The organism is bacterium (genome assembly GCA_037128595.1).
Classification (GTDB): Bacteria; Verrucomicrobiota; Kiritimatiellia; order CAIKKV01; family CAITUY01; genus JAABPW01.
Window position 1 is genome coordinate 1 of sequence record JBAXWB010000053.1, and the last position, 11,350, is coordinate 11,350.

Annotated in this window: 12 protein-coding genes; 2 read left to right on the forward strand and 10 right to left on the reverse strand. The window is 56.6% G+C overall.

The window, feature by feature from the left end:
- The first annotated feature begins 184 nt into the window (after positions 1 to 184).
- The gene (locus WCS52_19015; GenBank protein MEI6169279.1) at positions 185 to 1,792 is read left to right on the forward strand and encodes a glycoside hydrolase 43 family protein; all 1,608 of its coding nucleotides are present in this window, start codon (positions 185 to 187) and stop codon (positions 1,790 to 1,792) included.
- A gap of 303 nt (positions 1,793 to 2,095) precedes the next feature.
- Positions 2,096 to 2,749: a tetratricopeptide repeat protein gene (locus tag WCS52_19020; protein MEI6169280.1), complete on the forward strand. Its 654-nt coding sequence runs from the start codon at positions 2,096 to 2,098 to the stop codon at positions 2,747 to 2,749.
- Positions 2,750 to 2,833: 84 nt separating this feature from the next.
- On the opposite strand, the gene tatA is transcribed toward WCS52_19020, so the two are convergent.
- The 10 genes from tatA to rlmN all read right to left on the reverse strand — a co-directional run.
- Positions 2,834 to 3,025, reverse strand: coding sequence for a twin-arginine translocase TatA/TatE family subunit (gene tatA, locus WCS52_19025; protein MEI6169281.1), 192 nt, complete (start codon positions 3,023 to 3,025; stop codon positions 2,834 to 2,836).
- A 21-nt stretch (positions 3,026 to 3,046) separates the two neighbouring features.
- On the reverse strand, positions 3,047 to 3,523 hold the full coding sequence (smpB, locus tag WCS52_19030) for an SsrA-binding protein SmpB (protein MEI6169282.1): 477 nt from the start codon (positions 3,521 to 3,523) through the stop codon (positions 3,047 to 3,049).
- A gap of 14 nt (positions 3,524 to 3,537) precedes the next feature.
- Positions 3,538 to 3,774 (reverse strand): DNA-directed RNA polymerase subunit omega, encoded by a 237-nt coding sequence (locus WCS52_19035; GenBank protein ID MEI6169283.1) that lies wholly within the window; start codon positions 3,772 to 3,774, stop codon positions 3,538 to 3,540.
- A 97-nt stretch (positions 3,775 to 3,871) separates the two neighbouring features.
- The gene (gene groL / locus WCS52_19040; GenBank protein ID MEI6169284.1) at positions 3,872 to 5,524 is read right to left on the reverse strand and encodes a chaperonin GroEL; all 1,653 of its coding nucleotides are present in this window, start codon (positions 5,522 to 5,524) and stop codon (positions 3,872 to 3,874) included.
- A 45-nt stretch (positions 5,525 to 5,569) separates the two neighbouring features.
- A complete protein-coding gene (locus WCS52_19045) occupies positions 5,570 to 5,857 on the reverse strand; it encodes a co-chaperone GroES (GenBank protein MEI6169285.1) in 288 nt (95 codons plus the stop codon).
- 68 nt (positions 5,858 to 5,925) lie between these two features.
- Positions 5,926 to 7,851 carry a molecular chaperone DnaK gene (gene dnaK, locus WCS52_19050; GenBank protein ID MEI6169286.1) on the reverse strand — a complete coding sequence of 642 codons (1,926 nt, stop codon included), beginning with the start codon at positions 7,849 to 7,851 and terminating at the stop codon, positions 5,926 to 5,928.
- A 355-nt stretch (positions 7,852 to 8,206) separates the two neighbouring features.
- On the reverse strand, positions 8,207 to 9,487 hold the full coding sequence (gene rsmB, locus WCS52_19055) for a 16S rRNA (cytosine(967)-C(5))-methyltransferase RsmB (protein MEI6169287.1): 1,281 nt from the start codon (positions 9,485 to 9,487) through the stop codon (positions 8,207 to 8,209).
- A gap of 32 nt (positions 9,488 to 9,519) precedes the next feature.
- Positions 9,520 to 9,855 carry a type II toxin-antitoxin system RelE/ParE family toxin gene (locus tag WCS52_19060; protein MEI6169288.1) on the reverse strand — a complete coding sequence of 112 codons (336 nt, stop codon included), beginning with the start codon at positions 9,853 to 9,855 and terminating at the stop codon, positions 9,520 to 9,522.
- Positions 9,848 to 10,126: a type II toxin-antitoxin system Phd/YefM family antitoxin gene (locus WCS52_19065; protein MEI6169289.1), complete on the reverse strand. Its 279-nt coding sequence runs from the start codon at positions 10,124 to 10,126 to the stop codon at positions 9,848 to 9,850. The genes WCS52_19060 and WCS52_19065 overlap by 8 nt, the downstream gene beginning before the upstream one ends.
- Before the next feature lie 176 nt (positions 10,127 to 10,302).
- Positions 10,303 to 11,350, reverse strand: a 1,048-nt coding sequence (gene rlmN / locus WCS52_19070; GenBank protein ID MEI6169290.1) for a 23S rRNA (adenine(2503)-C(2))-methyltransferase RlmN, incomplete at its 5' end; no start/stop codon positions are given.

Below are 11,350 nucleotides of genomic sequence, written 5' to 3' on the forward strand. Positions count from 1 at the left end.
ACAAAGTCATCCCTCTGCCATTCAGGTGCTTATGAAGTCAAATGGATAGACCCTGGATCCTTAACGCCCACAACTAACTGGAAAGTTGACAAGAACTGTTCTCCAACTTACTTTTGGAAAACATGAAAGCGTCGTTACTCATCAGGATGTGAAGAACGGCGCGCCAACCTGAAACAGGAAATTAATGACAACGACTTTGCATGACTTCAACTATCCCTGGGTGCCGGATCAGGGGAATGGCAGGTTTCGAAACCCGGTGATTCATGCCGACTACTCCGATCCCGACGTGATCCGGCATGGCCGTGATTTCTGGATGGTCGCCTCCAGTTTCACAGCCACTCCCGGACTTCCGATCCTGCATTCGTATGACCTTGTGAACTGGACGCTGGTCAATCACGCCATCCGGCAAGTACCGCACGAGAGTTACCGCGAAGTGCGCCCCGGATGTGGCGTCTGGGCGCCATCCATCCGGTTCCACAACAACCTGTTCTGGGTTGTCTTCCCCATGCCGGACGAGGGCATCTACGTGACTACCGCCACAGATCCGCGCGACGAATGGTGCGAACCCTGGCTCCTGCAGGCGGCCAAGGGCTGGATTGATCCGTGTCCGTTCTGGGATGATGATGGGAAAGCCTATCTCTTCCATGCCTATGCCAATTCGCGGTCAGGCAAGAAAGAGCGCATCCATGCCCGTCCTATGTCACCCGATGGACGCACCTTGCTGGGAGAAGGACAGGAAATCATTCACACCCCCCACCACGCCTATCTTGAGGGGCCCAAACTCCATAAATTGAAAGACTGGTATTACATCCTGGCGCCAGGCGGCGGCGTGCCTCAGGGCTGGCAGGTGGCTTTTCGTTCTCGCAATGTCTTTGGACCGTATGAAGAGAAAGTGGTACTCGAACGCGGCTCCACAGCCATCAATGGACCGCACCAGGGCGCTCTCGTGGACTCGCCCGACGGCAAGTGGTGGTTCGTCCATTTCCAGGATACCGGCCCCTTCGGCCGCATCACCCACCTGCAACCCGTGGAATGGCACGACGACTGGCCACGGATGGGAGAAGATTACGACGGCAACGGAGTTGGTGAACCCGTTTCCGAATGGACCAAACCGGTGTTGGACAAGTCGATTCCCGTGGCAATACCCCAAACCAGCGACACCTTCGACTCTGAACGGCTTGGGCTCCAATGGCAATGGCAGGCCAACCACGACGGTTCCTGGTATTCCCTGGCAGCTCGACCAGGTTGGTTACGCCTTTACGCACAACCGTCGGCGCTGACAGACCCGTGTCGCATCCCTCACTTGCTGATGCAGAAATTCCCGGCCCGACGATTCAGCGTGGAGGCTCGTATCGATTTTCAGCCCGCTGGCCCAGGCGAGTTAGCCGGGATTGCCGTCATTGGCGGCGGAGAATCGGCAACCTTGTCACTCGACCGCACAATCGGGGGCTACCACTTGAGCTTCAGGATCAATGGAGTCGAGCAATCCAAGGTCGCCCTACCAACCAGGGTGATGCGCTTGCGTGTTGATGTTGACGAGAACGCAAACTGCAGCTTTGGTTGGGCCGATGATAATGGAGAATTTTCTGATTGCGGCCCCGTCTTCCAAGCCAAAGAAGGCGGATGGATGGGATCCAAAGTCGGCTTGTTCAGTCAGCGGCCCATTAACAGCGACCTGAGTGGGTATGCGGACTTTGATTACTTCCAATTCAGCAAGTTGGCAGAAAATCGCGGTGGCTCTGAATGGGAATGTCTGGAAATTTCACCGAAAATAGACCGTCACTTAACCTGATGCCCCGTACCCCACCGCTCCCCCGTTGATCGTTACTACAGCAATACACTTAAGGGTAATTACATAATACGCCTCAACGGTCCCTTATGACGTGACGCTTAGGCATGCACTCCGTCGCATCCGTAGAGTCAAAACAGGCGAAAACAAAAGACCCTGCCTTTTTTCATGTCCTTTTTCCATTGCCATCGTTGTACCCACCATGCCACTATCACCCCCTGATTTGACCGGCTTGTCTGTCGGTGCCCCACACCTAGGGTGGTGTTCAGGGGATGAAAACATAGTAAATGCTGGGGATTGATCATCATGACGAACAACAATGAAGTGAACCATGCACTGCCCGTCGAAAACGAACTTACGGCGTCTTTAGAAAATACCGGCGTCGAATGGAGAAGTTGGCTCGTTTCGGCAGGGATCGCGGCCATCCTCGTGCTTGCGGTGATCCTCTATCGCTCCCACAATGCCAACAACGAAGAGAAGGCCTCCAGAATGCTCGGAGAGGCCCGCAACGCCCAGGCGCTCCAGTCTATCCTCTCCCAGTATCCAAGCACCTCCGCGGCCAAGCTGGCGCTGTTGCAGATGGCCAAGGCGCAGTATGATAATGGTGATTTTGTGGCCGCTCAAGCCAGCTATCAGGATTTCCTTGCGAAGAACCCGGCTCATCCCATGGCCGCCATGGCGGAACTGGGGAAAATTCACTGCACCGAAGGTCTGGGGAACACCGAAGTGGCGTTGACGGCGTTTGGTCAGTTTGCCGCCAAAAATCCCGGCCACTTCCTGGCGCCGGTGGCGATCTTCGGGAAGGCGCGCTGCCTGCAGGACTTGAAGCGTTATGCCGAAGCCCGCGCCACGTATGAGGATTTTATTGCCAATAATCCCAAGAGCCCCTGGCTCAGTGATGTGAATGAAGCGCTCAAGCAGCTTGATTCCGAAGCGCGCCAGCCGGGCGTGAAGCTGTAAGAAGAGCTGTGATGGAGGGTTTTGCTCCGTCAAAACCTCTTTATCGGCGCCGACGGAGCGGCGCCCTCCATTTTAAAGCACCGGTCAGATCTTCTTGTCGTCAGACTTCTTGCCGGGCTCTTCGCTCTCCGGCTTCGCGCCTTCTTCCCGGCCCTTCTTGAATTCCGAGAGGCTTTTGCCCAGTGACCGGGCCAGATCGGGCAATTTGCGTGCGCCGAATAAAACGATAATCACCAGGAGAATCACCAACAGTTCAGGCCAGCCTAAATTCCGCATAACGCCATCCTTTCGTAGTTCCTACCGGTCACGCGACATTGCGCGACGTGTTTCCCGATCCGCATCTTTTTTGCGCAGGGTATCCCGCTTATCGCCATCCTGCTTGCCCTTGCATAGGCCCAGTTCCACCTTGGCCCAGCGCTTGTTGAAGTACATCTTCAACGGGACCAGGGTATACCCGTCCCGGGCAATTTTGCTTTTCAGCTTGTCGATCTCTTTGCGGTTCAACAGGAGCGTGCGCGGGCGGGTCGGTTCATGGTTGAACTGATTCCCGCATTCATACGGGGCGATGTGCACGTCATTCAGCACGACCCGGCCGGAAGCCAGAATGGTCGCATAACCGCCGGTGAGGGTCACATTACCCGACCGGACGGATTTTACTTCGGTGCCCAGGAGTTCGATCCCCGCCTCAATGCGTTCGACCACGAAGTAGTCGTGAAACGCCTTGCGGTTGGTGGCGGTTTTATCCGCCTCTTTTTTATCCTTAGCGGCCGCCATGAAGCAGTTCCAGCTTAATGACTGGAAGCGGAGCCCGGCGAGGACGGATCAAAAAACCCGATCTCAGCGGTCAGTTTGCCCTCAATAATCTCGCGCAGGGCAATATCCACTTTCTCTTCATGCGGGGTCAACGGCTTGAGATAGGGCCGCATTCCGGCATTCAACTGACGCACGCGCCTTGAGATCATATTCACCAGCAAAGGCACCGACGTCATCTTCAACTTGGCTTGTTCAATAAGTTCTGCGTTCAAAATCCACCTCCATAAAAGAAAAAGTAAACGGGGCGCAGTGTATGCGCCCCGTTTACACAGGTCAACCGTTTTCTATAAACGGTTTATCGATACAGGCTTAGTACATCCCTCCGCCCATATCGCCCATTCCGCCACCGCCACCGCCGGGCATCGGCGCCGGCTTGTCGTTGCTCGGAATCTCGGTGATCATGCACTCGCTGGTCAAGAGCAGACCGGAGATGCTCGCCGCGTTCTGCAACGCCATGCGGGTCACCTTGGCCGGATCCAGAACGCCTTCCTTGATCAGGTCGGTATACTGGCGGGTGGCCACATTGTAGCCCATCGTGCCCTTGAGCTTCTTGACTTCCTGAACGATGACGGCTCCTTCGAGACCGGCATTGTCCACCAGCTGACGCAAAGGGGCTTCGAGACAGCGGCGGATGATGTCCACACCGATCTTCTCGTCACCTTCAGCGGTCATCTTGTCAAGCGCGGACAAGCAGCGCAGCAGAGCCACACCACCACCGGGGACCACGCCCTCTTCCACCGCCGCACGGGTCGCGTGCAGGGCGTCTTCGACGCGGGCCTTCTTCTCCTTCATCTCGGTCTCGGTCGCGGCGCCGACGTTGATGACGGCCACACCCCCGGCGAGCTTCGCCAGGCGTTCCTGCAGCTTCTCGCGGTCATAGTCCGAGGAGGTTTCCTCGATCTGACGCTTGATCTGCGCGACACGGCCCTGGATGGCGGCGGCTTTCCCGGCACCTTCCACGATCGTGGTGTTCTCTTTATCAACGGTCACGCGTTTCGCGCGGCCCAGGTCTTCAACCTTGACGCTCTCCAGCTTGATGCCGAGATCTTCCGTCAGGCACTTGCCACCGGTCAGGATGGCGATATCTTCCATCATGGCCTTGCGGCGGTCGCCAAAGCCGGGGGCCTTGACCCCACAGATCTGGAGCGTGCCACGCAGACGGTTCACCACCAGGGTCGCCAGGGCTTCGCCCTCGATGTCCTCGGCAATGATCAGCAACGGCTTGCCCAGCTTGGCCACACTCTGCAACAGGGGCAGCATGTCCTGCAGGTTCGAGATCTTCTTCTCGTAGATCAGGATGTAAGGATCATCCAGGATGGCTTCCATGGCTTCCATGTTGGTGGCGAAGTACGGGGAAATGTATCCCTTGTCGAACTGCATGCCCTCGACCACATCCAACGTCGTCTCGATGGCCTTGGCCTCTTCGACGGTGATGGTGCCATCCTTGCCGACCTTGTCCATGGCTTCCGCAATGATCTCGCCGATGGCGACTTCGCCGTTGGCGGAAATCGTCGCGACCTGGGCGATCTCAACGTGTTCCTTGACCTTCTTGGCCTGCTTCGCAATGGCTTCCACCACCACGGCCACGGCCAGGTCGATCCCGCGCTTCAAGCTCATCGGATTGGCACCGGCGGTGACATTCTTCAGGCCTTCGCGATAGATATTTTCGGCGAGCAAGGTCGCGGTCGTCGTCCCATCACCGGCGGTATCGCTGGTTTTGCTGGCGACTTCACGGACCATCTGGGCGCCCATGTTTTCAAAGGGGTCGGGAAGTTCAATTTCCTTCGCCACCGTCACGCCGTCCTTGGTGATGGTCGGTGAACCGAACTTCTTGTCCAGAATCACATTACGACCGCACGGGCCAAGGGTTACCTTGACGGCACGGCTCAATTTTTCCACACCACGAAGCATCGCCTGGCGCGCTTCGCTGTCATACTTGAGTTGTTTGCCTTTATCAGCCATTGTTCGTTTCCTTCTTTTATTATTACTTCAGACTATTCCGAAAAATTACTCGACGATGCCGAGGATATCCTCTTCGCGCATGATCTGGTATTCCTTGTCGTTGATCTTGACTTCCGTGCCGCCGTACTTGGGCATCAACACGGTATCGCCCACCTTGACGGTGAACGGGATCAACTTACCATCTTCATCGCGCTTGCCGGTCCCGATGGCAATCACGGTTCCTTCGGTCGGCTTTTCTTTAGCGCTGTCGGGAATGATAATCCCGCCCTTTTTGACTTCCAATTCCTTCTTGGGCTCAACCAGAACCCGGTCACCTAACGGCTTAATCTTCATCTCTTTGGTTCTCCTTTTCTTGTTTCTGCTATTTCGCGGCAGCGATCCGCTCGCCCCGCGGAAAATCCTTATTTCTTCTTATTCTCATCCACCATCTCGAAATCAGCATCAATCACGTCATCCTTGCCGCCCTTGGCCTTGGCGCCTTCCTCCGCGCCCGGCTGCCCGGCGCCCTCTGCCCCGCCACCAGGATGCTGGGTCTTGGCCTGGGCATACATCTCCGCGGTAAACGCCTGCATCACCGTATTGACGCCTTCAATGGCCGCCTTGATGGCGTCATTGTCCGTCCCCTTGAGCGCCTCTTTCAGCTTCTCCAGTTCGGCTTCCACGGGCTTTTTCTTGTCGTCCGTCATCTTGGCGCCCTGATCCTTGATCAACTTCTCGGTCTGGTAGACCAGATTGTCACCCATGTTGCGGGTCTCGGCGGTCTCACGGTTCTTCTTGTCCTCGTCCGCGTGCTCTTCGGCATCCTTGACCATGTTCTTGATCTCGGCATCAGTCAATCCGCTGGAGGCCGTAATGGTGATCTTCTGCTCGCGGCCGGTACCCAGATCCTTGGCCGACACATGCAGAATCCCGTTCGCATCCACGTCAAAGGTCACCTCGACCTGCGGCACTCCGCGCGCGGCGGGAGGGATCCCATCCAGATGGAACCGGCCGATGGTCTTGTTCTGGTCCGCCATCTTCCGCTCGCCCTGCAGGACGTGGATTTCCACCGACGGCTGATTATCCGAGGCCGTGCTGAAAATTTCCGTCTTCTTCGTGGGAACGGTCGTATTGCGTTCGATCAAGGCGGTGAAGACCCGGCCCAGGGTTTCAATTCCCAGGGACAGCGGCGTCACATCGAGCAACAGGACATCCTTGACTTCGCCCTTGAGGATACCGCCCTGGATCGAGGCGCCCACGGCCACCACTTCATCGGGATTTACCCCCTTGTGCGGTTCCTTGTCGAAGAGTTTTTTGGCCATCTCCTGAACCTTGGGCATACGGGTCATACCGCCCACCAGCACCACTTCGTCCACGGTCGCAAGCCCGGAGTCCTTCATGCAATTCCGGACCGGCTGCATGGTGCGCTCAATCAGGGAATCCACCAACTGCTCCAGCTTGGCACGGGAGAGGGTCACATTCAGATGCTTGGGACCCGAGGCATCGGCGGTGATGAACGGAAGATTGATATCGGTGCTCAACGCACTCGACAGTTCGCACTTGGATTTCTCCGCGGCTTCCTTGAGGCGCTGCTTGGCCATGGGGTCCTTGGTCAGGTCGATCCCCTGCTCCTTCTTGAACTCATTCGCCAGCCACGTCATGATGGTGTCATCAAAATCGTCACCACCCAGGTGCGTGTCCCCATTGGTCGCCTTGACTTCAAAGACGCCTTCGCCGATATCCAGGACGGAGATATCAAAGGTTCCGCCACCCAGATCGTAGACGGCAATCTTCTCGTCCTTCTTCTTGTCGAGCCCGTACGCCAGCGACGCCGCGGTGGGCTCGTTGATAATACGCATGACTTCCAGACCGGCAATCCGGCCCGCATCCTTGGTCGCCTGACGCTGGCTGTCATTGAAATAGGCCGGCACCGTGATGACCGCCTGCGTGATCTTCTCACCCAGATAGGCCTCGGCATCCGCCTTCATCTTCTGCAGGATCATCGAGGAGATTTCCGGCGGGGAATACAGATTGTCCCCCACTTGCACATGGGCATCACCATTCTTGGCTTTGACGACCTTGTACGGGACCAGCGAGATTTCACGGGAAACCTCTTCGAATTTGCGGCCCATGAAGCGCTTGATCGAATAAACGGTGTTCTGGGAGTTCGTGATCGCCTGACGCTTTGCCGCCTGCCCGACCAACCGCTCGCCCGTCTTGGTAAACGCCACAATGGAAGGCGTGGTCCGCATTCCCTCAGCGTTGGGGATCACCACAGGCTCGCCGCCCTCCATGACCGCCATACATGAATTCGTCGTTCCTAAATCAATTCCTAAAACCTTAGCCATAAGCCAACTCCTTCCAAAAGATCGCCATGATTTATAGCGAACATTTATTCTTTCCGAAATACGGCGTTCTTAATAGCAACGTCCGTGCCAAGACACTGAATGGCCCTGAAAACAAAACGCTTAAACTGTTTATTATAAATTGGTTACAATTATTTTTTATAAAAGCGCATCACCTTAACCAAGACGGCTTGCGCGACAATATGTCGCTTTTATTACCACAAGAGACACGCCTGACGCCGGAATGTCGCAGTGGCGCAGACGGCTCGGCAGGGACGCCTCTCCCTACCCAAAACCAAGAGCCCCTCTTAGGTAGGGCGAGGCGTCCCTGCCGAGCCATGAGGTAATCAGGAGGCTGCTAGGCATTCCGCTTGATCAGAGCGGCATACGCGCCATCCGTCCCGTCCTTGGGCGGAAAGAGCTTCTTTTCCCGGATAAGTTCAAAGTTCGGGTTGTCCTTCAGCCAGCCGGCAATCAGGACTTCGTCTTCCTCCGCTTCCAGGCTGCAGGTGCTGTAGACCAAGCGTCCCCCAATGCGCAGCCGGGTGGCTGCGCCCTCGAGAATGGCCCGTTGAGTCGCACAGACTGAGCCCAGCCGGTCCGGAGCAAAACGCCAACGGGCATCGGCCCTCCGTTGCAACACCCCGGTATTCATGCACGGTACATCGAGCAGAATCCCGTCAAAGACCAGCCCCGCCAGGTCTGGAATCCCTGCGCCACCCGGTTTGCAGGCCGTCATATCCCCCTCAATCACCCGCACGCCGGCAAATCCCATCCGGGCCAGGTTTTCATGGAGATAGCCCATCCGGTCGGCATGGATATCCATGGCCGTCAGCGTCCCGCCCCCGCCCATCGCCTCGGCGATCGCCACGGTTTTCCCCCCGGGCGCGGCACAGGCATCCAGAATACGCTCCTGCGGCTTGGGGGCCAGCATTTCCACCGCCATGATCGTGGAGGGATCCTGCACCATAAACCAGCCGTCTTCAAACCCAGGCAGATCTTCAACACTGACGCCCCGTCCCAAGGTGCAGAACCGCGCCGGATCCAGGGGATGCGGCTCAACCTTCATCCCCGCGGTCATCACCCGGTCCCGGAAGTCCGCCATCTGGATCCGGGTCGTATTGATGCGCAGAATCACCGCCGCCCGCTGGTTGTTCCAGTTGCACAGGGCATCGGTCTGGCTATTGCCGAAGGCGGCAATCCAACGTTTGACGAGCATCTCAGGATGCGACAGGCGGATACCGGACGGCTGCTGATTCAGGGCCGCCACCACTTCGGCCTTTTCACGCAGCACCCGCCTCAGCACGGCATTGGTGAAATTGGCTTCCGACTGCGAGGACACCGCCTTCACCGCCGCGACCGTCTCATTGACCGCCGCATACGCCTCGACCGAGTCCATATGTAAAATCTGATACAGCCCGACCATCATGTGGGCGCGCAACGGGATTGGCGGCATCTGCTTCATGCATTGCTTCAACACCCACTCGAGTTCACGTTTCCATTTGACGGTGCCGTAAACGACCTCCATCACGAACCCGCGGTCGGCACGGACGCGATTCATCATGCGGTCAGGGAAATCCCCCGTCTCCATCCACCGGGCAATCATATCCGCCGCCACCGCCCGAGAGTTAGTTTGCAAGGCCATTTTCACAAATATTTCATCCTATGTAATCACGTGAACAAGAGCGATCGTTCCACCAAGAATTCTTCCAGATTTCGTCGGCTATCCACGATGGCAACGAGAACCACCGTTTGGTGGTATATCCGAAAGCAAATCCGATAAGGACCCCAAAGATTCTCTCTGAATTCCGACACGCCTATCTCCTGCAATTCAGGAACCACCCGGCAGCGGCAGGGACTCTGAGCCAGAGAATTGACCTTGAGCTCAATTTTCGCATACACGTTCTGCGCCGATTCAACCGAATCTTCATAGGCGATATAATCAAGTATGGAGTCCAAGTCTGAGATCGCGATTTCCGACCAAACAATTTTGAACATGTCAGGCATGGCTCTGCATGCCCTCCAGTTTCCGCTGGAAGTGCTGCTGGGCTGCAGAATGCCGGATGTAACGCCCGTGGAGATAGACCTGATCACCCTGAGCAAGGATCTTCAGCAAGTGAAGGACCTTTCGCTGGCGTTCATAGGCCTGAATATCCATCAATACTGCTGTGGCTCGCCCATTCTGCGTAATGATGATCGGCTGTTGAGTCTCATGTGTTTGTTGGATGAGTTGGGATGACCGTGATTTCAACTCGGTGACGGGCTCCATGGAATTCATAATGACGCTCCTCGTATTCGTATGGCCCCGAATATGGCACCGATTCCGGCCCTCGTCAAGTTCCCGACGAAAACGCAACTTATGAATTTATATGAAAAGCAAATGAATAGATTTATCAGGGCAATTCTTGCGCCTTACATCTTACATCTCGCGCTTCACGTCTCACATCTCACGCTTCACGTTTCACTCTTCAAACTCCTCAACCGCAACTGCCCGCAGGCGGCATCGATGGCGCCACCCTTTGACACCCGATAGGTCGCGTTGACTCCCACTTTAGCCAGCTGAATCTTGAAGATATCGGACGTTCCATCCAGCGGCGGCAGGCCTTCATACCCGTCGACCGGACTCAAGGGAATCAGGTTCACATGACAGGGCAGGGTCTTCAGCAGCTTCGCCAACTGCACGGCATGTTCAGGCGTGTCGTTAACTCCCCGGATCAGCGTGTATTCAAAGGTCACGATCCGGCCGGTCGCCTCCGTATGCTTTGCACACGCCTCAATCAACTCCTCGATGGGATAGCGTTTGTTCACGGGCATCAGGCGGCTACGCAACTCGTTGTTGGGGGCATGCAGGGAGACCGAAAGCTCGACCTGCAACCCCTCCCCGCCCAGCCGGTTGATGCCGGGCACGACCCCGCTGGTACTGATGGTAATGTGACGGATGCCGATATTGAGCCCCTTGCCATCATTGATAATCCGGATGGCCTTGATCACGGCGTCATAGTTATCAAACGGCTCCCCCATTCCCATAAACACAATGTTGGTGGGCCGGTCGCCGTACTCTTCCCAGGCCAGCATCAACTCTTCCACAATCTCGCCTGCCTCAAGGTTCCGGATCCAGCCGCCCTTGCCGCTCGCGCAGAAGGCGCAGGCAAACTTACAGCCCACCTGGCTGGAGACACAGACCGTGCGACGCTCGCGGGCCGGGATCAGGACTTCTTCGACGCATTCCCCATCACGAAGCCCCACCAGGATCTTGCGCGTTCCCGTATGCTCGCCATCCTGTTTCATATGCGTGACCGACAGCAATTCATACCGTTCAGCCAGCGCCTCCTGCAGCGCGGTCGGCACATTCTTCATCTCTTCCCACGTCTTCACATGCTGGCGATACAGCCAGTCCCAGACCTGTCCCGCCCGGTAGGCCGCCTGCCCCAGCTCTTTGCACACCGCCGTCAGCTCATCACGCAACAGCCCATGGATGAGCGGTTTGAATTTAATACCGTCT

Coding starts and splice junctions, on each gene's coding strand:
- WCS52_19065 (MEI6169289.1), bottom strand. CDS start 10,126: ATGAATTCCATGGAGCCCGTCACCGAGTTGAAATCACGGTCATCCCAA.
- groL (MEI6169284.1), bottom strand. CDS start 5,524: ATGGCTGATAAAGGCAAACAACTCAAGTATGACAGCGAAGCGCGCCAG.
- WCS52_19045 (MEI6169285.1), bottom strand. CDS start 5,857: ATGAAGATTAAGCCGTTAGGTGACCGGGTTCTGGTTGAGCCCAAGAAG.
- WCS52_19020 (MEI6169280.1), top strand. CDS start 2,096: ATGACGAACAACAATGAAGTGAACCATGCACTGCCCGTCGAAAACGAA.
- tatA (MEI6169281.1), bottom strand. CDS start 3,025: ATGCGGAATTTAGGCTGGCCTGAACTGTTGGTGATTCTCCTGGTGATT.
- WCS52_19015 (MEI6169279.1), top strand. CDS start 185: ATGACAACGACTTTGCATGACTTCAACTATCCCTGGGTGCCGGATCAG.
- dnaK (MEI6169286.1), bottom strand. CDS start 7,851: ATGGCTAAGGTTTTAGGAATTGATTTAGGAACGACGAATTCATGTATG.
- smpB (MEI6169282.1), bottom strand. CDS start 3,523: ATGGCGGCCGCTAAGGATAAAAAAGAGGCGGATAAAACCGCCACCAAC.
- WCS52_19060 (MEI6169288.1), bottom strand. CDS start 9,855: ATGCCTGACATGTTCAAAATTGTTTGGTCGGAAATCGCGATCTCAGAC.